Below are 25,116 nucleotides of genomic sequence, written 5' to 3' on the forward strand. Positions count from 1 at the left end.
AAGCCGCATTGAAAAATGCAACATGGAGTCTTAAGTTGATGAGTACAAAGGCGAATAGTGGAAGGCCAACGCGGGAAGGGTCCGAGTTGCTGGGGCGGCATATGATGGACATTGCCGCCCAGACCTTTCTGGAGAAAGGATTTCACGGGGCCAGCATTGAAGGTATTGCCAAGGCGGCGGAGGTCTCAAAACTGACCATTTACCGGCATTTCGAATCCAAGAGCAGTCTGTTCCTGGCGGTAATCAAGGTTCACATGGATATTTATGTCTCGGCATTGCTGGAAAAAATCAACACGCAAAAACCTCCTGCCGAAGCCTTGTTCGAGATCGGCTATTTCATTTCGAACCAATGGTTCAAACCGGACAATATCAAGCTGAGTCGTATGGTGATTGCCGAGGTGCACCGGATTGAAGGCTTGTCGGCGCTGATCGACCAGATGCTGAACGAAGCACGCCAGCCTGTTGAAAAGTACCTGGTGCAGTTGATGGATGCGGGCTTGGTGCGGTTTACCGATGTGCGGGCCGCGACCATCCAGTTTGTGCAGCTCTGTGTTTCGGGGCACTATTTTCTGTTACGCGATGATGCGCTGACGCCCAACGCAGAAGAGCGTGCCCGGCTGGTGAAATCCGCGGTGGATGTCTTCATGTACGGACATTTCAAACAGCCCCCGTCGGCGGTCTGAGCATGTGATCTTGTAAGCAAGCGGATATAGACGCTATTTGTCTGTGCAAGCAGGCATGGCACTTCATTCATTCACTCCGGCGCTTGAAATCCGAGCGCTACTCCCCAATATTGCAAACACAATCCAAATTTAGCCTATGGGAGCTTTACCAATGTCCGCTGAGACACTAACCAAAGAAACGCTAGGTTTTCAGGCCGAAGTAAAACAACTGCTGCAGTTGATGATTCATTCGCTCTACAGCAACAAGGAAATTGTGCTGCGTGAGCTGATTTCCAATGCCTCGGATGCGGCAGACAAATTGCGCTTTGAGGCGCTGTCTGACAACAGCCTGTATGGCAATGACAGTGATTTGAAGATTCGTGTGTCCTTTGATAAGGATGCCCGTACGCTGACAATTTCGGATAACGGTATCGGCATGAACCGCGCTGAAGTCATCAGCAATATCGGCACCATTGCCAAGTCTGGTACCAAGGAGTTTTTCCAGTCGCTGACCGGTGATCAGGCCAAGGATGCTAATCTGATTGGTCAGTTTGGCGTGGGCTTTTACTCGGCATTCATTCTGGCTGACAAGGTCACCCTGATTACCCGCCGCGCGGGCAGCGATGAAGCCGTGAAGTGGGAATCGGCAGGCGAGGGCGACTACACCCTGGAAGCCGTTGAGAAAGCTGGCCGTGGCACCGATATCATCCTGCACCTGCGTGAAGGTGAAGATGAATTCCTGAATGACTGGAAGCTGAAGAGCATCATCCGCAAGTATTCCGACCATATCACGCTGCCCATCATCATGAAGAAGTCGGAATGGAAAGACGGCGAGCAGGTGCCAACCGATGAAGATGAAACCGTCAACAAGGCGTCTGCCTTGTGGGCGCGCTCTAAGAGCGATATCAGCGACGAGGAATACCAGGAGTTTTACAAGCATGTATCGCATGACTTTGAAAATCCGCTGGCCTGGAGCCATAACCGCGTAGAAGGCAAGCAGGAATATATCTCGCTGCTGTATGTGCCTAGCCGTGCGCCGCTTGATCTGTATGACCGCGAGCGCAAGCATGGCATCAAGCTTTACGTGAAGCGCGTGTTCATTATGGACGATGCGGAGAAGCTGATGCCGCAATACCTGCGCTTTGTACGCGGGGTGATCGATAGCGCGGATTTGCCACTGAATGTGTCGCGCGAAATCCTGCAGTCCAGCCGGGATATCGACAATATCAAGGCCGGTTCGGTGAAAAAGGTATTGGGTCTGCTGGAGGATCTGGCAGAAAACAAGCCGGAAGAGTATGCCGGTTTCTGGAAGGAATTTGGCCGCGTGCTGAAAGAAGGCCCGGGCGAAGATTTTGCCAATCGCGAAAAGATCGCAGGCCTGCTGCGCTTTGCTTCCACCCATGCCGATACCGATGCGCAAGTGGTGTCCCTGAAGGATTACATCGGCCGCATGAAGGAAGGCCAGGACAAGATTTACTACATCACGGCTGATAGCTTCGCAGCCGCCCAGCATAGCCCGCACCTGGAAATCTTCCGCAAGAAGGGCATTGAGGTGCTGCTGATGTCTGACCGCGTGGACGAATGGATGCTGTCCAGCCTGACCGAGTTTGATGGCAAGGCCTTGCAGTCGGTAGCCAAGGGCGACCTCGATCTGGGCAATCTGGAAGACGAAGCCGAAAAAGAGCAGCAGAAGAAGGTGGAAGAAGAGGCGCGTGACTTGATTGAGCGCGTGAAAACGACGCTGGGTGAACGCGTGAAGGAAGTGCGCGTAACGCACCGCCTGACTGATTCCCCGGCTTGTCTGGTGGCCGGTGAAAACGATCTCTCGGGTAATCTGGAGCGGCTGCTCAAGGCTGCCGGACAGAAAACGCCGGATAACAAACCTATCCTGGAAGTGAATCCTGAGCACAAGCTGGTTGCCAAGCTCAAGACCGAGTCGGATGACGGCCGTTTTGCCGACCTGGCAAACCTGCTGTTTGATCAGGCTTTGCTGGCAGAAGGTGGGCAACTGGAAGATCCTGCCAGTTTTGTGCGTCGCATGAATAGCCTGATTAGCTAAATACATCGCGCACAGTGATGATCCCCAATGCCCCGCTTGTCGGGGCATTTTTATGCCTGCAATCCTTTGTAACTGCTCGGTTTCATCATCCTGTCACACATCATCTTTACATTTATTAACATTGCCTGTTGCACGCAGGCATTTAACACACACACCAATCACACACCTAATAACAAGGATGGGAAGATGAAAAAGAAACTGATCACACTGGCGGTTTTCGCCCTTTGCCTGCCGGCGATGTCGTACGCTGCAGACACGCTGAGTCTGAGCAAACTCTGGACATATAACCACGCATCCACCGGCGTGGCTGGTCAAACCTCTGAAATTTCCGCCTATGACAAAGTCACCAACACGGTATGGGTGGCTGGTATCAATGGCGTTGATGTATTGAACGCGACCAGCGGCAGTCTGGTGCAGCATATTGATACGACCGCCTATGGCTCGATCAACAGTGTAGCCATTCACAATGGCCTGGCCGCTTTCGCCATCGAATCCACCGTGGATCGTACCGCCCCTGGTGTGGTCAAGCTGTTTGATACTTCCAGCCGCGCGCTGACGTCTGGCGTGAACTCAATCACAGTTGGCGCCTTGCCTGATATGCTGACCTTTACAGCAGATGGCTCGCGTCTGCTGGTGGCCAATGAAGCCACGCCGACCAACTATGCAGGATATGACCCTGCTGGCAGTGTCAGCATCATCAACATGACATCACGCAGTGTGATCACAAATGCTGGCTTCACCGGCGTACCGACCACCGGCAGCAACATCCGCACCAATACGGGCATGGATTACGAGCCCGAATATATTGCGGTGAACAAGGCAGGCACCAAAGCCTACGTATCCCTGCAGGAAGCCAACGCGATGGGTGTGCTGGATCTCAAGACCAATAGCTTCAGCAGTGTGATTGGTCTTGGCACCAAGGATTTCAGTCAGGTTGGCAACTGGATCGATCCCAACCATAAGGATGGCAAGGTTGAGCTGCGCGCCAGCGACGTGAAAGGTCTGTACCAGCCAGATTCAATGGCAGCATATGAAGTGGGTGGCAAAACTTTTATCGTGATGGCGAACGAAGGGGATACCCGTGAAGATGACGGCGACAAGGCACGCGTAAAAGATGTTCCAGCTCTGAAAGCATCTGCACCGGCAGATTTGAAAGAGCTGAATATTTCTGTGCCGGATTCCACCCCGGGCAATCTGGTCACCTTTGGTGCCCGCTCCTTCTCGATTCGCGATGCTTCTGGCGCCATTGTGTTTGATAGTGGTAATCAGCTGGATGCCAAGGCCATTGAGCTCGGCATCTACGATGATGGTCGCAGCGATGACAAGGGCGTAGAGCCGGAAGGTGTTGCCTTGCTCGAACTGGGTGGCCGCACCCTGGCCTTCATCGGTCTGGAGCGCACCCTGAAAAGTGCGGTGGCGATTTATGACATTACCGACCCCAGCAAAGCCAGCTTCCTGGACATGATCGTGACCGATGGCGATGTGGCACCTGAAGGCCTGATGACCTTTGTGCGTGATGGCAAATACTATCTGTCGATTGCCAACGAAGTCAGCGGCACGACCAGTCTTTACAGTATTTCTGGTGTATCGCCAGTGCCAGAAGCCCAGACCTACGGTATGCTGCTCTTGGGGATGGGGCTGATGGGTTTTGTGACATATCGTCGTAAAGTCTGATTTCCCTTAGATTGCCACGCTAGAAACACAAGCCACCGCAGTTGCGGTGGCTTTTTTATTTGAGGCGGTTTTACCCGAATTTTCATGATGCGTGTTGACTTAACAAATGCGAATCATTATCATTATTAAAACTTGGTTAACAAGGATAGTCCGTGAAACCCAAAGAAGCGATATTTGATCCAGAATTGCCGAATGCGAATGCCGTGCTGGCTTCGCTGTGCTGCGTGACGGCGCGTTATGCAAGTCATCCATCGGCTGAACTTGCCGAGCTGGCACTGGATCTTTCACGCAAGCTGACTGCTCCGCAATATGCCGAATCCAAACTGGTATCGGAAGTGGCCCAGCGGCTGATGCGCGACTGGGAAGCGATTGCCCATGAGCAGCATGCCATGCAGGCGGTGGTAGTGCCTGGCAGTCGTCATCTGCAATAAAACTAACATTATCGATATCGGAGTATAGAGTATGTCCCGTTTTACCGGCCCCCGTCTGAAAGTCATGCGCGCATTGGGCGTCGATCTGCCAGGCCTTTCCCGTAAAAGCATAGAGCAGCGCCCAACGCCGCCTGGTCAGCATGGTGCCAAGGCTGTGCGCCGCAAGAAATCAGACTTCGGCATCAAACTGATGGAAAAGCAGAAGCTGCGTTTCAACTACGGTTTGTCCGAGCGCCAATTGCGTCGCCTGATGGTGGATGCGCGCCGTGGCAAGGCACCTACCGGTGAAACATTGCTGCAGTTGCTGGAGCGTCGTCTGGATAACGTGGTATTCCGTGCGGGCTTTGCCCCCACCATTGCAGCTGCCCGCCAGCTGGTATCGCATCGTCACCTGCAATTGAATGGCAAGGTGGTAAGCATTCCTTCCATCCGGTTGCGAGTAGGGGATGAAATCAGCCTGAAGCCTGCGAGTGCACAGATTCCTATTGTGAATGAAACACTTAAAGATATGCCCTTGATTCGGCCTGAGTGGCTGAGTTGGGATGATACGCAGCGCGTTGCCCGTATCGCGCATTTGCCTGCTGCTGAAGATGTGCCATTCCCCGTGGATGTGCAGCAGGTGGTTGAGTATTACGCCAACAGACTCTAGTTCTGCTGGTTGTTCCTGGTCTCCTCTCTCGGTCGTCGTTGCTGGCGGCCGTTTTTTTTAGGGAAAAATTCCCTGTTCTCATGGCTATTCAAGGTGAATAATCAATTGTAAAATTAGGCTTGACCGTCTAATTGAGAATCGTTATCATTTGTTTTATCCTGAGTGACTAGGCTCAGGTTCAATTATTTCAGGTTCAAGTGAGGGTCATATGACAGCGACGACATTGTTAACAGATGCACCTCGAGGAGCGGATGCCGGCGTGCAACCGTCCATGACGAACGCGAAACTGCGTCAGCTCGACAGCAAGGAGCTGTTTAATGGGCAACGCGAACTGGAGATTGCGCACGGCGATCAAACCTATCGTCTGCGGCTCACCCGTCAGGGCAAGCTGATTCTGACGAAGTAAGGAGTTCGCATGAAACCGGAAAATCCTTGTAAGCGCATTGTGCTCGCGGGTAACGAAGGCTGCAGGATATTATTCTGCGAAGAGTGCAATGTGGCTGAGCTGGAAGTAGGTGCGCTTAGTCTTAGGCTGGACATGCAGGCGTTTGGCTCCCTGGCTGAATTGCTGCAGGAGGGCGCGGCCAGAATGGCTATATATAATGCTGTACGAGAAAGAAACGATGCAATGATGAATGGGGTAGGGAATGTACACTGAAATGAGGCTGGTAAAGCCTTCATTCCAACCAGCGCAAGCGCCGATTGCCATGATCCGTGGCCTCAAGCCGCGCGGTGGCAATCAGGGTGGGCAAACACCATCGCGTGCTTCGTATTCGGCCTTGCTGGCAGTATTGCTGGCACATGCCGCGATCTTTGCAGCAGTGGTCTGGCTCAAGCCAGAAGAAGTGCGCATTGAGCAGCCGGATACGCCTATGGTGGTCAATCTCGTGAGCGACCCCAAGTCCATCACCGAAGAGCCACAACCCGAACCCACTCCCCCCAAGCCGGTCGTCAAGATTCAAAAACAAAAGCCGGTCAAACAGCAAATCAAGCCCACGCCCGAACCGCAGCCACAAGTGGCTGAACCTCAGCCTGCTGCCCCGGTAGAAGCGCCGCGCGCAGTAGAGGAGGCCAAGCCTACGCCCCCACCGCCGCCAGCCGAGATCGTGGAAAAAGCACCACCTCCACCGCCACCTGAAACGCATGAACCAGAACTGGTGACGGGCGTCGCTTACCTGTATGAGCCTGAGCGCAAATACCCCACGCTCTCCAAGCGTTTGAAAGAGGAGGGCAAGGTCAAGATGAAGGTACGTATTTCAGCCACTGGAATGCCGGAAGACATTCAGCTGCTGGAACGCTCCGGATTTGAACGACTGGACAATGCGGCGGTAGAGTGGCTGAAGGCAGCCCGCTTCACGCCGTATCGCAAGAATGGCAAGGCGGTAAGTGTGTACGCGATTGTGCCGATGAGCTATTCGCTGCACGACTAGTCAGAATATTGTCAAAAGCACCATTATTATTTAGTTAAAACAAGAAGGAATATTGCATGCAAAGCGGTTACGAGTTTAATAGTCTGGCCTTTATTACCGATGGCGGCGTGGTTTCGATCACCGTTGCACTCTGTCTGCTGGTCATGTCCGTCGCCAGCTGGTACCTGATTATCGTGAAAGGCATCCAGTCCCTGCGCCTGCGTGCAGCGTCGCGCAATTACAGCCAGCGTTTCTGGGATGCCAGCTCGCTGGAAGTGGCTATCCGTGAAAACGGTGTCTCCACTCCGATGTCACGCCTCGCCAATCAGGCAGTCGAAGCCGCAGAACATCATCAGCGTCACGCCTCCAAGCGTCTGGCGGATGCCTGCAATCAGGATGAATTTGTCGCACGCAGCATGCGTCGCGTTATCAGCGATGAAGGTGCGCGGCTGGAAAACGGCTTGACCATCCTGGCGTCGGTCGGCAGCGTGTCACCCTTCGTTGGTCTGTTTGGTACCGTATGGGGTATTTACCACGCGCTGGCCAGCATCAGCATGAGCGGTCAGGCGACACTGGATAAGGTGGCAGGCCCGGTAGGTGAAGCGCTGATCATGACGGCATTTGGTCTGGCCGTGGCGATTCCTGCAGTGCTGGCTTACAACGCCTTGGTGCGCAGTAATCGCGTGCTGATGGCGCAACTGGATAGCTTTGCCAACGATCTGCATGTCCTGCTGACCACCGGTGCTCCGCTGACTCATGGCAATACGCCAGGAGAAAGCGCACTAAAGCCCCAAAGTCACCTTAAAGAGGTGACAGCATGATAGGTTCAGGCAACGGTTTTGGCTCGGGCAGCCATTCTGCCCCGATGGCCGAGATTAACACCACGCCGCTGGTGGATGTGATGCTGGTGCTGCTGGTGATCTTCATCATCACCGCGCCTTTGCTGACCCACGCTGTGCGCATTGACTTGCCGCAAGCCAGCAGCCAGCCTCTTCCAGAAAAACCCGAGTCATTCACCATCTCGATTGATAACGCCGGGCAGATTTACTGGAACGATACCCCGCTGGTGGAAGGCGAACTGGTGCTCAAGCTGGAGCAGGCTTCCAAGAAAGAGCCGCAGCCTGATATCAATCTGCGCGCCGACAAGGAAACCCGCTACGAAGTCATCGCCAAGGTGATGGCAGATGCCAAGAATGCGGGCGTGCAAAAGCTGGGGTTTGTTAGCGAACCTGCTGCAAACTAAGCTCTGTCTGCTGTCTCTTGCATCAACAAAACCCCGTCTCTTGACGGGGTTTTGCTTTTGGGTGGTCCACATTCGCACATTAAACGGGCTTGTTTTTTGCTAGACTAGATGACAAGTCGTCACTGTGCGCTGCGCGCCTGCTGGTATTTTGAGCGGATTTTCCTGCCTGGGAATGTCATCTCCAGATCACGGTGGGCCGTTAGCCTGTACTGAATCTCCAGATATATGACAGGAATCTAACCGCCATGATAAGTTCAAATGCGTCCCAGCCCTCCGAGTTCACTCCCACCGTTACTACTGAAAAAACCCCGATAGCACAGGCTTTACAGAACCACCTGATATTTTCGGCATTCAAAACCAGTGCAACGGCAACGCCTCGTGACTGGTATGCCACGACCGCCTATACCGTTCGCGACCATGTGGTGGAACGCTGGGTCAAGACCTCTGAGGCTTATCAAGAGCGTGACCCCAAGCGCGTGTATTACCTCTCGCTGGAGTTCCTGATTGGGCGCATGTTGTCCAATGCTGCCCTAAATCTGGGCATAGCACCGGAAGTGAGCGAAGGCCTGCACGCGCTGGGGCGCGATATGGAGCAGGTGGTGGAGATGGAAACCGACGCTGCGCTGGGTAATGGCGGCCTGGGGCGTCTGGCCGCCTGTTTCCTTGATTCCATGGCCAGCATGGATATTCCCGGCACTGGCTATGGCATTCGCTATGAATACGGCATGTTCCGCCAGTCCATCAGCCATGGTCAGCAGATCGAAAATCCGGACAACTGGCTGCGCTACGGCAATATCTGGGAATTCCAGCGCCCTGAGAGCACCTATATCGTGCGCTTCTTCGGGCATGTGGTGGAGTTCCCCACCGAGCAGGGCATTGAATATCATTGGGTGGATTCCGAGGCTGTCGTCGCCATGGCCTATGATGTGCCGATTCCCGGCTATGGTACGGAAACCGTGAACAACCTGCGTTTGTGGTCGGCCAAGGCCACGCGCGAGTTTGACCTCATGCATTTCAACGATGGCAATTACGAAAAAGCCGTGGAAGAGCGCAATGCCACCGAGAATATCTCCAAGGTGCTTTATCCAAACGACACCTCGGTCTCAGGCAAGGAGCTACGCCTCAAACAGCAGTATTTCTTTGTCTCCGCCTCGATTCAGGACATCCTGCGCCGTTTCCTTGCCAGTCATCACGACTGGAACATGCTGCCGGAAAAAGTGGCGATTCAGCTGAACGACACCCATCCGGCCATTGCCGTGGCCGAAATGATGTATCAGCTGGTCGATGTACACCGGCTGGAGTGGAGCCATGCGTGGAAGCTGGTGGTCAAGATCTTTGCCTACACCAACCACACGCTGATGCCGGAAGCGCTGGAGACCTGGTCGGTTGATCTGTTCGGCCGTCTGTTGCCGCGCCACCTGGGCATCATTTACAAGATCAATCATGAATTTTTGCAGATGGTTAATCACCGCTTCCCCGGCGATACCGATCTGCTGAGCCGCGTATCCATCATTGATGAAACTCACGGCCGCCGCGTGCGCATGGCGCACCTGGCTGTGATCGGCAGTCACACGGTTAATGGCGTGGCGGCGCTGCATAGTGAGCTGCTCAAAACCACCTTGTTTGCCGATTTCAACCGGATTTATCCCGGCAAGTTCATCAACATCACCAACGGCATTACCCCGCGTCGCTGGCTCAACCAGTGCAACCCTGGGCTCACCGCCTTGCTTGCCAAGGTGATAGGCGAGGGTTTCCACAAAGACCTGAGCAAGTTGCAGGGCATCGTGCCGCTGGCCGAGGATGCCGATTTCCGTCAGGCATTTCGCGAGATCAAGCTGCAGAACAAGATCCGCCTCGCTGCCCGCATCACCAAGCTCACGGGCATCAGCCTCAACCCCAATAGCCTGTTCGATGTGCAGATCAAGCGCATACACGAATACAAGCGTCAGCTGCTCAACATGCTGCATGTCATCACCCTGTACAACCGCATTCGTAGTGGCAAGGCCGAGAGCATTACGCCGCGCACGGTGATTTTTGGCGGCAAGGCTGCCCCGGGCTACTGGATGGCCAAGCTGATTATTCGCTTGATCAACGATGTCGCCGCTATCGTCAACGATGACCCGGCAGTGGGCGATAAGCTCAAGGTGGTGTTCTATCCCAACTACGAAGTTTCCGCTGCCGAATTGCTGTTCCCCGGCAGCGATCTTTCCGAGCAGATTTCCACCGCAGGTACCGAGGCCTCGGGCACGGGCAACATGAAAATGGCGCTGAATGGCGCTCTCACCATCGGTACTCTGGATGGCGCCAATGTTGAAATCAAGGAAGAGGTGGGTGATGAGAATATCTTCATCTTCGGCCTCACCACGCCGGAAGTCGCCGAGCTCAAGGCGCGTGGTTACAACCCCTGGGATTATTACCATGGCAATGAAGAGCTGCGCCAGGTGCTGGATATGATTGCCGGCGGTTTCTTCTCGGTGGATGAGCCAGACCGCTATCAGCCGATTTTTGACACTCTGCTGCACAAAGGCGACAACTACCTGCTGCTGGCGGATTACCAGAGCTATATTGATGCGCAGGATGCCGTGGGCCGGCTGTATGAGGATCAGGAGGAGTGGACGCGCCGCGCCATTCTGAATGTCGCCCGCGTAGGCAAATTCTCCAGTGACCGTACCATAGGCGAATACGCCAACAACATCTGGAAAGTGCATCCCATCCGCGGTTGATCATTTTAAGCCGTCATAAAAACCTCGGGGCGTGCAAGCTTGCACGCCCTTTCTTTTGCGGTAGACTGTGATTCCCTCATGCCCTTTATGGATATTCATCATGTCCCGTTTGCTCACAACCCTGACCCTGCTTGCTTTTACCCTGAGCGCTTACAGTGCTGACCTTAGCTCGCTCAGTAACAAGGATGCCAGCAATGGGCTCAAGGAAGCGCTGATTCAAGGCGCAGGCAAGGCCGTGGGCAAACTGGGGGCCGTGGATGGATTTCTGAATAATCCGCAGGTAAAAATCCCCCTGCCAGATAATCTGAAGAAAGCCGAAAAAGCCATGCGCATGTTTGGCATGGGCGACCAGGCAGATGAACTGGTGCTCAAGATGAACCGCGCGGCCGAAGCTGCTGTGCCTGAAGCCAAGACGCTGCTGGTTAACTCGGTAAAAAGCATGAGTGTTACCGATGCCAAGAATATCCTTACCGGTGGTGACGACGCCGCCACGCAATATTTCAAACGAACCACCTCCGGCCCCATGGCCGAGAAATTCCTGCCTATCGTCAAAAAAGCCACCGAGAATGTCGCACTGGCGCAGCAATACAACAAGTTTGCCGAAATGGGCAGCCAGTTTGGCCTGGTGAAAAAAGATCAGGCGACCCTTGAACAATATGTGACCCAGAAAACACTCGATGGCGTCTACCTGATGATGGCGGAAGAAGAAAAAGCCATCCGCCAGGACCCGATGGGGCAAGCCAGCAGCTTGCTTAAAAAGGTATTTGGCGCCCTCTAGTCCGCTGGTCCCAAGGTGGTTATAAACAGCCATGTTGGCTGCTCGTCCTGGCTGATTACAGCCAGTTTCAACCAACTTCTAAATTGGTGAAATTAATAAGTCAATAATAATCAACATCTTATGGTGTTGGTATCCATTTTGCACTGTCAGCTCATAATTTCATGATACAGAGCTGGCCATGCAAGCAATTGAGCAGCACGATTTAATTCAACGCTTATACCAGGACCATCAGCTTTGGCTGCAAGCCTGGCTGCGTCGCAAGTTGGGTAACCCTACGGGTGCCGCCGACCTGGCGCAGGATACTTTCCTCACCTTGCTTCTCAAGCGTGATCTCTCAGCCATCCTCGAGCCGCGGGCTTACCTGACGACCATCGCACATGGCCTGATGGTGAGCCAATTGCGCCGCAATGATCTTGAGAAGGCTTATCTCGAAGCGCTCATGCATATTGCCCCTACAGAAGTGCCATCGCCTGAAACACGGGCCATGGTGCTGCAAACACTGATCAAGCTGGACAATATGCTCAACGGTTTGCCCGCGCATATCCGTAATGCCTATCTGATGTTGCAGCTGGAGGGGCTTAGCTATCTGGAAATAAGCCAGCGCCTGGGCGTATCCACGCGCACGGTGGGCAGTTATATCAGCAAAGCATTGCTGCATTGTCTGCTGGTCAAACAGGATGCCGGATGGGAATGAAGGCCTCAGGCGCTCTGGTCGCCGCCAGTCGCTGGTACGCCAAGCTGGCGGATGAACATGCGACTTCGCGTGATCGACAGCTGTGGCAAGCCTGGCTTGATGCCAGCCCGGAGCATCGTGAAGCCTGGCGGCAGCTCGAATCGATCAATCAGCAATTCAGTGAAATCTCGCCTGACATTGGTCTCGCCACGTTGGGCCTGCCATCGCCGTCCCGTCGTCGCGCCATCAAGCAGCTGGCGGGGATTGTGGCGATCGGCATACTCGGCGCTTATGGCTGGCGTGCGCAACCATGGCAGGAGTTACTGGCGGATTACGATACCGGGATTGGAGAGCGGCGCGAACTGGTGCTGGAAGATGGCACCCGCCTGGTGCTGAACACGGATACCACGATCAATATCGAATACAGCGCGGAGCATCGTGTTGTGCAACTTCTGCAAGGCGAATTGCTGATTGAGACCGGCCATGCAGATCCGCAGAATCGGCCATTCAGCGTGCATACCCGCTACGGCAGAATTACCGCGCTTGGCACGCGCTACATGGTGCGCGATACCCAGGACTTCAGTCGGGTGAGCGTATTCGAGGGCGCAGTGGCGATCAGGCCTGCCGACGGCTCGCAAGTGCGCATCACGCTCTATCCCGGTCAGCGTGTCGATTTCAATGATGAGACTCTGGGGCCGACCGTCGTTGCGCGAAGCACCGATAGCGCATGGAGCAAAGGCATGCTGGTGGCTTATGAAATGCCACTGGGCGACTTTATCAAGGAGTTGGCACGCTATCGGCGTGGCCGCCTGCAATGTGACCCCGCCGTGCAATCCCTGCAGATTTCCGGTGCTTTCCCGCTCGATGATATTGACTCCGTATTGCAAACCCTGGTGCGCACTCTGCCGGTGAGGGTGGAAAGTTTTACCCGGCTCTGGACCACTATCCGGCCGGTTTAAGTTGATCGTCATTTGCGATCTGAAATTTTTTTCAGTTTTACCTTCCGCTTTTTTAATCTCGTTCGGCATACCAGCAAAGACCTCTTGCTGGGAGAAAAAGCGTGCTGAACAATTTTCGTATACCAACCAAGCCGTGGCAGATCGGGCTGGGCATGTCGGGCTGGCGCTGCCTGTTGGCGATTCAACTGCTTTGCCTGCCCGGGCTGGTCACTGCCGCTGAGCCGATCAAGACCGGCCTGGTACAAAAAGACTATGCCATTGCCCCGGGCAGCCTGAGCGATGCGCTACCTTCATACGCTGCAGAAGCGGGAGTGCTGCTGGGATTCGACCCCTTGCTCACCCGCAACAAGCAAACGCAGGGGCTCAAGGGGCACTACAGCATTGAGCAGGGCTTTTCCATTCTGCTGCAAGGCAGTGGCCTCGAGGTGATTGAAGAGGGGGCCGGGAAATATAAACTTCAACGCGCTACCCCAAAAAACGACGATGCCAAGACACTGCCCGAGATGGGAGGACAGGGCGGCGTGCTCAAGCTGAAAGAGATTCAAGTGCGTGCCAGGCGCCTGCAAGATGTTGGCCCCATGCCGGGACTAGCGCTGACCAAGGACCAGATTGCCGGCAATCTGCAAAGCATTTCTGCCAAGGAAATCAAAGAAGCCAATTCGATCAGTCTGGCCGAGTTGCGGGAGCGTCAACGCCGCATGGAGCTGGGCAAGGATGGCGTGGTACAGGTGCGCATGGCGGATTTAAGTATTGAGCCCAACGGCGAGCGCATGCTGGCGCTGTTTACGCAAACGCGGCAGGAAAACGGTCATGACGAGGCGGTGCAAAAAGTGGTAGATCTGGAGCAGCGCGGCGGCCGCTGGCTGATCGTGCGCGAAGACAGCATTCCGCTGAGCGAGTGATGCCATGTTACGGGGGCAAATCTGGCGACGCTTGCGGGCTTATATGGCGCGCGTGGCTATGACGCTGTTTGTGGGATGCCTGCTATATGAAATGGGGATGCTGGTGATGATGATGCTGGGTTAGCGGTGGGAGAAACAGGCGGCAGTCTGAGCTGCCGCCCGACGATGTGATTACAAAACAGCTAAAGCTGCATCGTAGTCAGGCTCGTTGGCGATTTCGGAAACGAGTTCGCTGTGCAATACCTTGTTGTTTTCATCCAGCACGACCACGGCACGGGCGGTGAGGCCAGCCAGGCTGCTGTCGGCGATTTGCACGCCGTAGTCTTTGGAGAACTTGGCGGTGTCACGGAAGGTGGACAGGGTCACTACATTTTCCAGGCCTTCAGCACCGCAGAAACGGCTTTGTGCGAAAGGCAGGTCAGCGGAGATGCAGAGCACGGCGGTGTTGGGCACTTCAGCGGCGCGCTTGTTGAACGTGCGTACCGAGGTGGCGCAAGTGGGGGTATCCACACTTGGGAAAATGTTCAGTACTTTGCGCTTGCCGGCGTAGTCAGCCAGGGATTGCAATTCGCGCTTGGCGTTGGCCAATTGAAAGTCAGGGGCGGTCTGGCCGACTTTGGGGAAGTCGCCAGCTACGGTTACCGGGTTGCCTTTAAGCGTTACTGTGCTGGTCATGGATAATGTCCTTAGTTAGAAATTGAGGGCGGGATTGCCAATCAGAAAGCGTAGGGGGCTAATGGTTCCACTTGAACTGATGCTTACACCCGGGCGTCATGCCGTTGCAGGATGGCTGCTCATGGATTTTCCGGAAGTGCGATCAGCCCACGCTTTCTTGCACTGTATCGCCCTTGCGTGAAGGGCGGATGAAAGATGATACACCAGCAGTGACCACCATCAGGACGATAAATTCTCGCTGAGGTAGCCTATGGTCATGGTCTGGTTGTGCAGCACGCTGTCCGAGGTGTTGGGGCGCGGGGCAAATTCACCATAGGAATAAAAGCCGGTGAGGGTGGTTTGTGGCCCGAGGATGGTTTTGATGGCCGCGATCTCATCCGCTGTCTGTTCGTTCATCACGCCCTTGCGGCCTACACAGCTCACGCACAGCGCCAGCCCCGGCTGGGTATTGTTGAGCGATTGCAGGTTACCGGTGACCAGCCGGGCGGCCTCGCTGGCACCTTCCACCAGGCGGTCGTGATTGGTCTGGCACAGGCGCACGATTTCGCCTTCTTCCACATTGCCGGCGAAGGTCAGGCTGTTGCGCGCCGTATCTATGGCGAGCAGGGTGCGGATTTTTTCCACCTCGCGCTTGCCTTCCTCGACGATGGCAAAGGGGAACTTGAGGCCTGTGCCGGGCAGGCCTTTGGCGTAATGCTCGCCTATGTACATGCGGTAAAGCGGCAATGCGGGTTTGCCGTCCATTTCGTACACCACGTTTTTTTCGGATTTGGTGATCTTGCGTGGCGGGCCGTAAGGCTTCCAGCCACCGAGTGCGCCGCTGGCGGTAATCAGGCTATCGCCATAGAGGCCCACCGCAATCACCAGATTGTCGGAAATGACGCTATTGCAGATTTGCAGGGTACTTTCAAAGGCGGCGTTATCGCCTGCCATGCCGCCTACAATCGGGATATCGCCCAGCACGCTCTGAAAGCCTTGCAGCAATTCGGAACCATTGACATGCAAGCCATCGGAGAACAGCAGCACGGTGCGAAGAGCCGGGGTTTGCAGTTGCCTGGCGAGATTGGTGGCGACTTCAAATGAGCTTTGCATGTTGTTCATGCGGGTGTGCACGACACGTTGCTCGGTTTTATTCCACTGGATGGCGGTGATCTGCAGGCTATCGTCAAAGACGCCGCTGCCATGTATCTCGCCGGACGTTGTGCAGCCGACGATCTGGGCGGCGGGGTAGCGGTCACGCAGGATATTTTGCAGCTTGCTTTCACTGAAGCGGCGCACCGAGCCAAATACCAGCACCAGGTCGGCCGTGAGTAGCGGGGGATTCGCCGCCAGCTCTTTCAGCGTCATTTTGGCGGTCAGTGATTCCTGTCGTATCTGCATTGTTCCCTTCCCGTGAGCCTCCTTCTGTGAGAGGTCTTTCATCTTGATGGATGCGGCGCAGCCATGATGACTGCAAGCTTGCGATATTTAACCTGTTTGACACTGGAATGACAACAGAATGTGACCGGCTGCGTCAGCACGAGTCTTGCACCATCGTGAATTCTGGATAGAATGATGTGAGTGCATGGCCTCCCGCCGTGCACGGCAAAAGTGCACTACACAATAAAAGGGGATGCAGGTGGGGGAAACCAGTTTAGCGGGCGTGAAAGTCATGGTGATCGATGACAGTAATACCATACGCCGTAGTGCCGAGCTTTTTCTCAAGCAGTCCGGCTGCGAAGTGATTCTGGCCGAAGATGGCTTTGAAGCCTTGTCCAAGATTGCCAACTATCATCCTGACCTCATTTTCGTCGACATCATGATGCCGCGACTCGATGGCTACCAGACCTGCACCCTGATCAAGCGCAACCCGCGCTACAAAGCCACGCCCGTGGTCATGCTATCCAGCAAGGATGGCCTGTTTGACCGCGCTCGCGGCCGCATGGCGGGCTCAGACCAATACTTAACCAAGCCCTTTACCCAAGAGTCGCTGCTGCATGCGGTGACCAATCACGCCCGCGTGGAAACGGACGAGGACTAGGCATGGCGATTCAAAAAATTCTGGTCGTGGATGATTCCTTTACCGATCGTTTTTACCTGACGGAATTGCTGGTGGATGCCGGCTTTACCGTGATGACCGCCGAGAATGGCGAAGAGTGTCTGGAAAAAGTCGCGGCCGAAGCGCCCGATCTGGTACTGATGGATGTGGTGATGCCGGGCCTCAATGGCTTTCAGGCCACGCGTGCACTCTCAAAAAACCCGCTCACGGCGCATATCCCTGTCATCATGTGCACCGGCAAGGAGCAAGCCACCGATCGCCTGTGGGCCTTGCGTCAGGGCGCCAAGGATTGCGCCATCAAGCCAGTGCAGCTGGACGAATTGCTGAACAAGATACGGGCTCTGGAAAATGGCCAGACTTAACCTGCACGAATACCAGCAGGATATTCTGGCCCGCCTGCAAGAGGTGACGGCCAACGCCGGCAGCACCAGCAGCTCGCGCCTGGGCGTGGAAGTCGGCGGACAGCATTGGCTGATCAACCTGCGCGACATCAGCGAAGTGCTGCCAGTGCCGGACATCAGCCCGGTGCCGCTGACGCGCAGCTGGTTTCTCGGTATGGCCAACGTGCGCGGCAATCTTTACGGCATTACCGATCTGGCAGCCTTTATGGGCGGGCCATTCACGGCGATGACCGCGCAAAGCCGCATATTGCTGGTACACGAACGTTATCAGGTTAACGCCGCCTTGCTGATTGACCGTCTGGTGGGGCTGCGCACGCTGGAAAGCATGACTGTGCAGACGCCTGAGCCAGGCGAGCCTGATACTCACGGTGAGCATTACAAGGATGAGCATGGCCAGGTCTGGCAAGTGCTCGCGCTGGAAGGCTTGCTGACGGGCAGCGAATTCATGCAGGTGGCTGCCTAGTCTTCGCTGATATTCCGGTCGCTTGCCCAACGCAACGGGAGCCCGGGTCAGGCGGAGCCAGTGACAGACAGGTGGTACAGAATTTACCTTGAGCCCTACCAGGCTTGAGGCCGCAACATACAAAGGGGTGATATGGCATTGAATGCAGCAAAAAAGGGAAACACACCGTCACTGCTGGCGCGCTTGCGCTCCGGGGTGAAGTCCGCATTGACAGGGCAGGGAGACAGCTCGGCCTCGGGTATTCCCAAGACCTTGCTGGTATTTTTCCTGATCGCCGCTGCCGTGGCTTTCCTCAATCTGCTGTTCAACATCACTCAGGTCGAGCGCGATAACCGTTTTTCCATCCTCTCGGGCGATGTGCAGGTGTTTGTGCAGCAGGCTGCGCGCGATGCCGTGCTGGCCACGCATAGCCGTGAAGCGGCCAGCGTGCGTCTGGTGAATGTCATGGGCAGTGTGGAGAGCGACCTCAAGCAGATGCGCAAGCTGGAAGCCGACACGCTGTTCCGCGGGCAGGAAGTGGTGCCCGCCCTCAACAAGCTGGAGGCTTCCTGGCAGCAGTTGCACAATTCGCTTAAAACGCTGAGCCCCGGTGTGTTGGCGGATGAAGCCAATAAGGCCCAGCTCATCAGCATTGTCAACACCAGTGATGAGATCGTCGCCACCGCCCGCCGCATGGTGGATCAATACAAGCAGCAGGGCCGCGCCAACCTGTTTCTGATTCTCTCCGTGTTATCCGGGCTGCTGGCCTTGCTGATGCTGATTGTGGTGGGCTATCGTCAGGTGCTGTCGGCGCGCCGCCAGTTCCTGGAGATCGAACAGACCAACCTCGGCAACCAGGAAGCCATTCTGCACTTGCTGGATGAAATGGGCGATCTGGCCGACGGTGATCTCACGGTCAAGGCGCAAGTCTCGGAGAACATCACCGGCGCCATTGCCGATTCCATCAACTACACCATCGACAGTTTGCGTGACCTGGTAGCCGAGATCAACCGCGCGACCGAGCAGGTGAACCAAGCGACGGCGCAAACGCGTACCACCTCCGATTACCTGTTGAAAGCGACTGAGGAGCAGTCCAAGCAGATTGGCGAAACCAGTGACGCTATCAACAACATGACGCGCTCCATCCTGCATGTGTCCAGCAACGCCGGTCAGGCCTCGCAAGTGGCGCAACGCTCGCTGCAAGCGGCGACCCAGGGCGCGAAGGCGGTGCAGAACACCATCTCCGGCATGAACGAAATCCGCACGCAGATTCAGGAAACCTCCAAGCGCATCAAGCGCCTGGGTGAAAGCTCGCAGGAAATTAGCGAAATCGTGGAGCTGATTTCCGACATTACCGAGCAGACCAATATTCTGGCGCTGAATGCCGCGATTCAGGCGGCCTCCGCCGGTGAAGCTGGCCGTGGCTTTACCGTGGTGGCAGAAGAAGTGCAGCGACTGGCCGAACGTTCATCAGAAGCGACCAAGCAGATCAGCGCCATTGTGAAAACCATTCAGACCGATACCAATAGTGCCGTGGTGGCGATGGAGAAAAGCACCGAGGGTGTGGTCGATGGCGCGCGCCTGTCGGATGCGGCCGGTCAGGCCCTGAATGAAATTGAAACAGTGAGTACCAATCTGGCACGCCTGATCCAGGCGATTTCCGAAGCGACGGTAGCGCAGACCGAAGTGGCGTCTACCGTCAGCCGCAACATGCAGAAGATTCAGAACATCACCTCGCAAACCACGGAGGGCACCAAGCTGACCGCGCAATCGGTCGAGCAGCTTGCCACGCTGGCCGAAGAACTCCGCGCCTCTGTTGCCGGCTTCAAGTTGTCCTGATGGTTAAGCCTTACAGGAGCTAGCCGTGGTTGACGATTTCGACATAGGGCCCCTTAACTGGGTCAAGGGTGAGATAGACCAGGCGCTGAAAAGCGTGCTGGAGAATCTGGCCACCCTGCAGCAAACCCCGGAAGATGCCGCCAGCCTGAAGTTTTCGCAAACCCATCTTTACCAGGTGAGCGGTGCGCTCGACATGGTAGGGCTGGAGGGCTGCAAACGCTTCTGTGCCGAGATCGAATATGTAGCCGCGGCCCTGCAAAAGGGCGAGATTGCCATGAGCCCCGCGGCACTGGAGGCCATGATAAACGCCGTCCAGGCCTTGAGTCGTTATCTGCAGGCGCTGGTGGATGGGGCGTCGGATCGGCCCCTGCTCTTATTTCCCGCCTTTGCCGCGTTGCAAGCCTTGCATGGCGAAGAAGCCGAAGAGAGTGAACTGTTTTTCCCGGATACCGATGTGCGTGCGCCGCGTGATTTGCCCACGCAAGCATTGCCTGAAGAGGCGCTGCCGGGTTTTCTGGCCGAGCAGCGCTCTGCATTCCAGAAAGGCCTGCTGACCTGGCTGAAATCGCAAGGCGCCGAAGGTCAGGACATCCTGCGTGCTGCGTTGCAGCAAGTGCAGCAGGTACAAAAGCAGGGCGGCCAGAAAACCCTGTGGTGGGTCGCCACCGTGTTTGTCGATATCCTGCAGCAGCCCGAGCATGCAGCGAATGCCAGCATCAAAAAACTCTGCCGCCGCATAGACCAGCAACTACGCAGCCTGTATGACGGCGCTACGCGCGCCAGTGGCAATCTGTTGCGTGACCTCCTGTATTTCATCGCCATCAGCCCGGCCGAGACCGACGCCCTGCAGCAGGTGCAGGCCGCCTTTGAGCTGCAGGCTTATCTGCCTGAGCCGCCGCGGACGCCGCAGGATGTCAAAGTCGAAAGCGAAGACCGCGAGCTCGCCAAGCGTATGCTGGCCTTGCTGCGCGCCCTGCAGGATGCCTGGGCCGCCTATGAAGAATACAAATTCAAGGCGCTGCTGGAGCAGTTCAGCATTCAGCTGCGCGATAGCCTGGTCAAGCAGACCTTTCGTTACGACAGCCTGAATACCATGCTGCAAGCCTTGCAGCGCATGAATATGCGCGTGCTGGCAGGCGCGGACGTGGTCAGCAATTCGGCCATGCTGGAGGTCGCCTCCACCCTGGCGCTGCTGGAAGAGACCTTCAATCATTATGTGGACTTGAGCGATGCGCTGATCCAGCGCCAGCATCAGCAGGCTGCCCGCCTGCAGGAGCTGGCAGAAGGGCGTCAGCCCACGCCTGGCGCCGATCTTAGCGGAACGCCGCTGTCAGCAGACTTGCTGGCGACCATGGGCAAGCATATCCACCAGGTGCTGGAAACCATCGAGCCCTTGCTGGATGGCTATTTCCGCAAACCGGACCAGCGCGATGCCGTACTGCAATGCCAGCCACTGTTGACCCAGATTACCGGCGCCTTTGATTTGCTGGATCTCACGCTGCCCGCCACCTTGTCGCGCTTTACCGAGGCGACCCTCGAAAGCTTGCAGCATGATGCGGTGGCACCTTCTACCGGGATTTTCGAGGCACTGGCCGAAGCGCTGAGCGCCATGGATTTTTATGTCAGCGGCTTCCCGCGTTTGCGCCCCGAGGCCGAGACCGCCATGCGCGTAGCGCTGGAAATGCTGCAGGCCCAGATGTCGCCCGATGCCCTGGCCGATGACGCGGAAGAGGACCTGCATGCGCTGGTAGAAGACCATGTGCCCACGCTGCAGGAAAGCTTCGCTGCCGCCAATGAAGCCGCTGCCAGCGCCGCACAGGAAGAAGAAACGCCTGAACCCGAGCCCGCGCTGGTGCCGGATCGCGCCCACGATGCCGAGTTGCTGGATGTATTCCTGACCGAATCGGAAGAAGTGCTCGCCAGCATTGCGCAGCAACAGCAAGCCCTGCGCGTCAATGCCACCGACCGTCGCGCCATGGTCGATCTGCGGCGCGGCTTTCATACGCTGAAAGGCAGTGGCCGCACCATAGGTCTGGTGAATCTGGGTGAAGTCGGCTGGGCAGTGGAAAAACTGCTGAATCGCGTGATTGATAGCCGCGTAGTGCCTAGCCCCAATCAGCTGGCGTTTGCCGAATCCGCCGCCAGCACCTTTGCCGGATGGGCCGATACCCTGCGCCAGAGCGCTGAAGTCACCATAGACCCCGCCCCCTGGCTTGCCCAGGCGGCTGAACTCGAAGACGAGTGCGCCAGCCAGCCCGGCCTCAGCAGCGCAGCCGAAGTCATTATTGGCGGGACCCGCAAGCTCAGCCGTGCGCTGTTTGATATTTTCATGGGCGAGGCCAATCAGCATCTCGCCATGCTCAAGGCCTGGGTCGACGGCCTGAAGGACAAGGACGAAGCCCCGCCCGAGGCGAGCCGCCGCGCCGCACATACGCTAGCCAGCAATGCGGGGACCGCAGGCTTCAAAGCCATTGCCGATCTCGCCCGTGCGCTGGAGCATTGGCTGGATGTACAAGGCGCCGAATGGACGCCACAGCAGCGCAAGCTGGCCGACAACGTGGTATCGGTATTGGCCGATATGCTGCGCAAGGCAGGTCAGTTCCGCCAGCCACGCCAGAATATGGGCCTGCTTGCCGCCCTGCGCGAAGCCATTGAAGCGGCTAATGCCCCAACTGAAGCCGATGCAGAAGTGGCAGTCGATATGCCAGCCGAGGCCGTGGAGGATGTAGACACCGCAGTGCAAGCCCTCAGCGATGGCCTTGAGATTGAGGCCTTGCCTTCCGATGCGACGGCAGACGACGAAGCGCTGGATACAGAAGAGTTTGCAGAAGAAGAACCAGAAGTTGAAGAGGCGCCGGAGGAAAGTCCGACTGAGGATCAGTCGGACTCTGGCCCGTCCGCTGACGCGATGAGTGCAGCGGCTAAAGTGATCGAACTCTTCAAGGATATTGATTTCGGGCCAGAGCCAGAGCCAGAGCCAGAGCCAGAGCCAGAGCCAGAGCCAGAGCCAGAGCCAGAGCCAGAGCCAGAGCCAGAGCCAGAGCCAGAGCCAGAGCCAGAGCCAGAGCCAGAGCCAGAGCCAGAGCCAGAGCCAGAGCCAGAGCCAGAGCCAGAGCCAGAGCCAGAGCCAGAGCCAGAGCCAGAGCCAGAGCCAGAGCCAGAGCCAGAGCCAGAGCCAGAGCCAGAGCCAGAGCCAGAGCCAGAGCCAGAGCCAGAGCCAGAGCCAGAGCCAGAGCCAGAGCCAGAGCCAGAGCCAGAGCCAGAGCCAGAGCCAGAGCCAGAGCCAGAGCCAGAGCCAGAGCCAGAGCCAGAGCCAGAGCCAGAGCCAGAGCCAGAGCCAGAGCCAGAGCCAGAGCCAGAGCCAGAGCTATCCATCGAGAGCGAATTGCATGGCATCTTCATGATCGAAGCGCATGAGCTGGTGCCGCGCATCGGTTCCGAGTTGCGCGCCTGGCGTCATGCACCTGAGGCCCATGAGCATCCCGAAGAGCTGCAGCGCGCGCTGCACACCCTGAAGGGCAGTGCCCGCATGGCAGGCCAGATGGCTTTGGCCGATGTGGTGCACGATATGGAAGACACCATTGTGCGTGCCCGCAAGCAGGATGGGCAGGCGCTGGACTTTGAGCATTTGTTCAATGATCTGGACCAGATCGGCAGTCTGCTGGAAGCCGCCGAACAAGGTCCGGTGGCGGCCGATGCGCCTCCCGTGGCCCCCGGCATGCCTGCCGAGCGGCAGGCGCAATACCTGCGCTTGCGTGGCGATGTGCTGGACAGGCTGATCAACGAAGCCGGGGAAATCAGTATCGCCCGCTCGCGCATGGAGCGCGAGATGCTGGCATTCAAGCAATATTCGCAGGACCTGACCGAGAGCGTGGCACGCTTGCGCAACCAGTTGCGCGAAATGGAAATCGAGGCCGAGAGCCAGATGCAGTCGCGCATGGCGCATCTGCAGGAGACCAGCGAAACCTTTGATCCGCTGGAGTTTGACCGCTTTACCCGCCTGCAGGAGCTGACCCGCATGATGGCGGAAAGCGTGAACGACGTTTCCACCATCCAGCATGGCCTGCTCGGCAATCTGGGCGAGACCGAATCTGCCCTGCAGCAGCAGGCGCGCATGAACCGTGAGCTGCAATATGGCCTCATGGATGTGCGCATGGTGCCGTTTTCCATGATCAGCGAGCGGCTGCAACGCATTGTGCGGCAGACAGCGCGTACGCTGGGCAAGCCCGCCGAACTGCTGATTGAGGGCGAAACGGTGCAGATTGACCGCACCGTGCTGGACAAGATAGGGGCGCCGCTGGAGCATCTGTTGCGCAACGCGGTTGCGCATGGCCTGGAGTCCGTCGCGGAGCGCCGGGCGACCGGCAAGCCCGAGACGGGCACCATACGCTTGCAGGTCAAGAGTGAAAACGATGAAATTACCCTCACCGTGACCGATGACGGCGGAGGCATTCCGCTGGCGCAGGTGCGGCAAAAAGCCATAGAGCGCGGTTTGCTGGTGGCGGATCAAAAGCTTAGCGATGCGACCTTGCTGGCGGTGATTTTCGAGCCTGGATTCTCCACGGCCGATAATGTCACGCAGATTGCCGGCCGTGGCGTGGGGCTGGATTCCGTGCGCAGCGATATTACCGGTCTGGGTGGGCGCATTGATATCGCCAATCAGGCCGGGCAGGGTGCTACGTTCAGCATTTACCTGCCGGTGACGCTATCAGTGGCGCAGGTGGTGATGGTGCGTGCCGGTCAGCATGTGTTCGCCTTGCCTGCAGTGATGGTGGAGCAAGTGCAGAAACTGAAGCCCGATGCGCTGGCACAAGCCAGGGCAGAAGGGCAGCTTGCCTGGGCCGAGCAGTCGTACGGGCTGTATTACCTCGCGCAGCTGATTGGCGATAACGCGACACAGCCGCAAGACCAGCGCTATACGCCGCTGATTTTGCTGCGCAGCGGCAGTTACCACATTGCGCTGCATGTGGATGAGGTGCTGGGCAATGTCGAAGTAGTGATGAAGCCGATAGGCCCGCAGCTGGCACGGGTGCCGGGCATGGCCGGTGCCAGTGTGATGGGCGATGGCAATATCGTGCTTATCATCAATCCGGTGCAGCTTGCCAACCGTGAAGCGCTGGCCGTCGGTAGCGTGCAGGTGGTCAATGTGGACACCGTGCCGCCACGTGCGCCCGAGATCATGGTGGTGGATGACTCGCTGACCATGCGCAAGGTGTTGAGCCGCCTGCTGGAGCGCGAAGGCTATCGCGTGGTGGTCGCCAAGGATGGCATGGATGCGCTGCAACTCTTGCAGGATAGCCTGCCCGACCTGATCCTGAGCGATATTGAAATGCCGCGCATGGATGGCTTTGAACTGGTGCGCAATATCCGTGGCGATAGCCGCACAGCCAATATTCCGCTGTTGATCATCAGCTCGCGCACGGCAGAGAAGCACCGCAGCCTTGCGCGCGAATTAGGCGTGAATGCCTATCTTGGCAAACCCGTGCAGGATGAGGAGTTGCTGGCGCAAGTGAAAGCCCTGCTGGACGCTCAGTAACAGAACAGTGGCCGTAGGCGGGC

General features: G+C 56.7%; 22 protein-coding genes. 20 read left to right on the top strand and 2 right to left on the bottom strand.

Annotated features, from left to right (window positions below; translation table 11 throughout):
- The first annotated feature begins 101 nt into the window (after window positions 1-101).
- The 15 genes from ACWWD9_RS05435 to ACWWD9_RS05505 all read left to right on the top strand — a co-directional run bounded on the left by ACWWD9_RS05435 (window position 102) and on the right by ACWWD9_RS05505 (window position 14,162).
- Window positions 102-683 carry a TetR/AcrR family transcriptional regulator gene (locus ACWWD9_RS05435; protein WP_455867965.1) on the top strand — a complete coding sequence of 194 codons (582 nt, stop codon included), beginning with the start codon at window positions 102-104 and terminating at the stop codon, window positions 681-683.
- Window positions 684-834: 151 nt separating this feature from the next.
- Complete coding sequence (htpG, locus tag ACWWD9_RS05440; RefSeq protein WP_455867966.1) at window positions 835-2,721, top strand: molecular chaperone HtpG; 1,887 nt, start codon at window positions 835-837, stop codon at window positions 2,719-2,721.
- Window positions 2,722-2,907: 186 nt separating this feature from the next.
- Window positions 2,908-4,395, top strand: a complete 1,488-nt coding sequence (locus ACWWD9_RS05445; protein WP_455867967.1) for a choice-of-anchor I family protein — start codon at window positions 2,908-2,910, stop codon at window positions 4,393-4,395.
- Window positions 4,396-4,547: 152 nt separating this feature from the next.
- The gene (locus tag ACWWD9_RS05450) at window positions 4,548-4,826 is read left to right on the top strand and encodes a hypothetical protein (protein WP_013442547.1); all 279 of its coding nucleotides are present in this window, start codon (window positions 4,548-4,550) and stop codon (window positions 4,824-4,826) included.
- Window positions 4,827-4,857: 31 nt separating this feature from the next.
- A complete protein-coding gene (rpsD, locus tag ACWWD9_RS05455) occupies window positions 4,858-5,475 on the top strand; it encodes a 30S ribosomal protein S4 (protein ID WP_013442546.1) in 618 nt (205 codons plus the stop codon).
- Window positions 5,476-5,746: 271 nt separating this feature from the next.
- Entirely contained in the window at window positions 5,747-5,881 is a 135-nt protein-coding gene (hemP, locus tag ACWWD9_RS05460; protein WP_202943907.1) for a hemin uptake protein HemP, read from the top strand.
- Between the two features lie 9 nt (window positions 5,882-5,890).
- Window positions 5,891-6,133 (top strand): hypothetical protein, encoded by a 243-nt coding sequence (locus ACWWD9_RS05465; RefSeq protein ID WP_015830401.1) that lies wholly within the window; start codon window positions 5,891-5,893, stop codon window positions 6,131-6,133.
- The gene (locus ACWWD9_RS05470; protein ID WP_238525292.1) at window positions 6,123-6,905 is read left to right on the top strand and encodes an energy transducer TonB; all 783 of its coding nucleotides are present in this window, start codon (window positions 6,123-6,125) and stop codon (window positions 6,903-6,905) included. Before ACWWD9_RS05465 ends, ACWWD9_RS05470 begins: the two co-directional genes overlap by 11 nt.
- A 56-nt stretch (window positions 6,906-6,961) precedes the next feature.
- On the top strand, window positions 6,962-7,705 hold the full coding sequence (locus ACWWD9_RS05475; RefSeq protein ID WP_013442542.1) for a MotA/TolQ/ExbB proton channel family protein: 744 nt from the start codon (window positions 6,962-6,964) through the stop codon (window positions 7,703-7,705).
- Complete coding sequence (locus tag ACWWD9_RS05480; RefSeq protein WP_015830400.1) at window positions 7,702-8,127, top strand: ExbD/TolR family protein; 426 nt, start codon at window positions 7,702-7,704, stop codon at window positions 8,125-8,127. Before ACWWD9_RS05475 ends, ACWWD9_RS05480 begins: the two co-directional genes overlap by 4 nt.
- A gap of 245 nt (window positions 8,128-8,372) precedes the next feature.
- Window positions 8,373-10,850 carry a glycogen/starch/alpha-glucan phosphorylase gene (locus tag ACWWD9_RS05485; protein ID WP_455867968.1) on the top strand — a complete coding sequence of 826 codons (2,478 nt, stop codon included), beginning with the start codon at window positions 8,373-8,375 and terminating at the stop codon, window positions 10,848-10,850.
- Between the two features lie 100 nt (window positions 10,851-10,950).
- Window positions 10,951-11,628, top strand: a complete 678-nt coding sequence (locus ACWWD9_RS05490) for a DUF4197 domain-containing protein (protein ID WP_455867969.1) — start codon at window positions 10,951-10,953, stop codon at window positions 11,626-11,628.
- Window positions 11,629-11,806: 178 nt separating this feature from the next.
- Window positions 11,807-12,322, top strand: a complete 516-nt coding sequence (locus tag ACWWD9_RS05495; RefSeq protein WP_013442538.1) for a sigma-70 family RNA polymerase sigma factor — start codon at window positions 11,807-11,809, stop codon at window positions 12,320-12,322.
- Complete coding sequence (locus tag ACWWD9_RS05500; protein WP_455867970.1) at window positions 12,313-13,260, top strand: FecR domain-containing protein; 948 nt, start codon at window positions 12,313-12,315, stop codon at window positions 13,258-13,260. Before ACWWD9_RS05495 ends, ACWWD9_RS05500 begins: the two co-directional genes overlap by 10 nt.
- Before the next feature lie 101 nt (window positions 13,261-13,361).
- A complete protein-coding gene (locus tag ACWWD9_RS05505) occupies window positions 13,362-14,162 on the top strand; it encodes an STN domain-containing protein (protein WP_455867971.1) in 801 nt (266 codons plus the stop codon).
- Between the two features lie 171 nt (window positions 14,163-14,333).
- Here ACWWD9_RS05505 and tpx read toward each other — a convergent pair whose 3' ends face one another.
- Complete coding sequence (tpx, locus tag ACWWD9_RS05510) at window positions 14,334-14,837, bottom strand: thiol peroxidase (RefSeq protein ID WP_013442532.1); 504 nt, start codon at window positions 14,835-14,837, stop codon at window positions 14,334-14,336.
- A 219-nt stretch (window positions 14,838-15,056) separates the two neighbouring features.
- The gene (locus ACWWD9_RS05515) at window positions 15,057-16,217 is read right to left on the bottom strand and encodes an FIST signal transduction protein (protein ID WP_015830397.1); all 1,161 of its coding nucleotides are present in this window, start codon (window positions 16,215-16,217) and stop codon (window positions 15,057-15,059) included.
- 232 nt (window positions 16,218-16,449) lie between these two features.
- Here ACWWD9_RS05515 and ACWWD9_RS05520 point away from each other — a divergent pair, with 232 nt between their 5' ends.
- From ACWWD9_RS05520 to ACWWD9_RS05540, 5 genes are all read left to right on the top strand, one after another.
- A complete protein-coding gene (locus ACWWD9_RS05520) occupies window positions 16,450-16,857 on the top strand; it encodes a response regulator (RefSeq protein ID WP_013442530.1) in 408 nt (135 codons plus the stop codon).
- A 2-nt stretch (window positions 16,858-16,859) separates the two neighbouring features.
- The gene (locus ACWWD9_RS05525; protein ID WP_013442529.1) at window positions 16,860-17,237 is read left to right on the top strand and encodes a response regulator; all 378 of its coding nucleotides are present in this window, start codon (window positions 16,860-16,862) and stop codon (window positions 17,235-17,237) included.
- Window positions 17,224-17,739, top strand: coding sequence for a chemotaxis protein CheW (locus ACWWD9_RS05530; protein ID WP_455867972.1), 516 nt, complete (start codon window positions 17,224-17,226; stop codon window positions 17,737-17,739). Before ACWWD9_RS05525 ends, ACWWD9_RS05530 begins: the two co-directional genes overlap by 14 nt.
- Window positions 17,740-17,871: 132 nt before the next feature.
- Window positions 17,872-19,557: a methyl-accepting chemotaxis protein gene (locus tag ACWWD9_RS05535; RefSeq protein WP_455867973.1), complete on the top strand. Its 1,686-nt coding sequence runs from the start codon at window positions 17,872-17,874 to the stop codon at window positions 19,555-19,557.
- A 25-nt stretch (window positions 19,558-19,582) separates the two neighbouring features.
- Window positions 19,583-25,093 (top strand): Hpt domain-containing protein, encoded by a 5,511-nt coding sequence (locus ACWWD9_RS05540; RefSeq protein WP_455867974.1) that lies wholly within the window; start codon window positions 19,583-19,585, stop codon window positions 25,091-25,093.
- The last annotated feature ends 23 nt before the right edge of the window (window positions 25,094-25,116 follow it).

The sequence above is a fragment of the Methylovorus sp. SPW-M1 genome (assembly GCF_053848825.1).

Coding starts and splice junctions, on each gene's coding strand:
- ACWWD9_RS05435 (WP_455867965.1), top strand. CDS start 102: ATGATGGACATTGCCGCCCAGACCTTTCTGGAGAAAGGATTTCACGGG.
- htpG (WP_455867966.1), top strand. CDS start 835: ATGTCCGCTGAGACACTAACCAAAGAAACGCTAGGTTTTCAGGCCGAA.
- ACWWD9_RS05445 (WP_455867967.1), top strand. CDS start 2,908: ATGAAAAAGAAACTGATCACACTGGCGGTTTTCGCCCTTTGCCTGCCG.
- rpsD (WP_013442546.1), top strand. CDS start 4,858: ATGTCCCGTTTTACCGGCCCCCGTCTGAAAGTCATGCGCGCATTGGGC.
- hemP (WP_202943907.1), top strand. CDS start 5,747: ATGACGAACGCGAAACTGCGTCAGCTCGACAGCAAGGAGCTGTTTAAT.
- ACWWD9_RS05465 (WP_015830401.1), top strand. CDS start 5,891: ATGAAACCGGAAAATCCTTGTAAGCGCATTGTGCTCGCGGGTAACGAA.
- ACWWD9_RS05470 (WP_238525292.1), top strand. CDS start 6,123: ATGTACACTGAAATGAGGCTGGTAAAGCCTTCATTCCAACCAGCGCAA.
- ACWWD9_RS05475 (WP_013442542.1), top strand. CDS start 6,962: ATGCAAAGCGGTTACGAGTTTAATAGTCTGGCCTTTATTACCGATGGC.
- ACWWD9_RS05480 (WP_015830400.1), top strand. CDS start 7,702: ATGATAGGTTCAGGCAACGGTTTTGGCTCGGGCAGCCATTCTGCCCCG.
- ACWWD9_RS05485 (WP_455867968.1), top strand. CDS start 8,373: ATGATAAGTTCAAATGCGTCCCAGCCCTCCGAGTTCACTCCCACCGTT.
- ACWWD9_RS05490 (WP_455867969.1), top strand. CDS start 10,951: ATGTCCCGTTTGCTCACAACCCTGACCCTGCTTGCTTTTACCCTGAGC.
- ACWWD9_RS05495 (WP_013442538.1), top strand. CDS start 11,807: ATGCAAGCAATTGAGCAGCACGATTTAATTCAACGCTTATACCAGGAC.
- ACWWD9_RS05500 (WP_455867970.1), top strand. CDS start 12,313: ATGGGAATGAAGGCCTCAGGCGCTCTGGTCGCCGCCAGTCGCTGGTAC.
- tpx (WP_013442532.1), bottom strand. CDS start 14,837: ATGACCAGCACAGTAACGCTTAAAGGCAACCCGGTAACCGTAGCTGGC.
- ACWWD9_RS05515 (WP_015830397.1), bottom strand. CDS start 16,217: ATGCAGATACGACAGGAATCACTGACCGCCAAAATGACGCTGAAAGAG.
- ACWWD9_RS05520 (WP_013442530.1), top strand. CDS start 16,450: ATGCAGGTGGGGGAAACCAGTTTAGCGGGCGTGAAAGTCATGGTGATC.
- ACWWD9_RS05525 (WP_013442529.1), top strand. CDS start 16,860: ATGGCGATTCAAAAAATTCTGGTCGTGGATGATTCCTTTACCGATCGT.
- ACWWD9_RS05530 (WP_455867972.1), top strand. CDS start 17,224: ATGGCCAGACTTAACCTGCACGAATACCAGCAGGATATTCTGGCCCGC.
- ACWWD9_RS05535 (WP_455867973.1), top strand. CDS start 17,872: ATGGCATTGAATGCAGCAAAAAAGGGAAACACACCGTCACTGCTGGCG.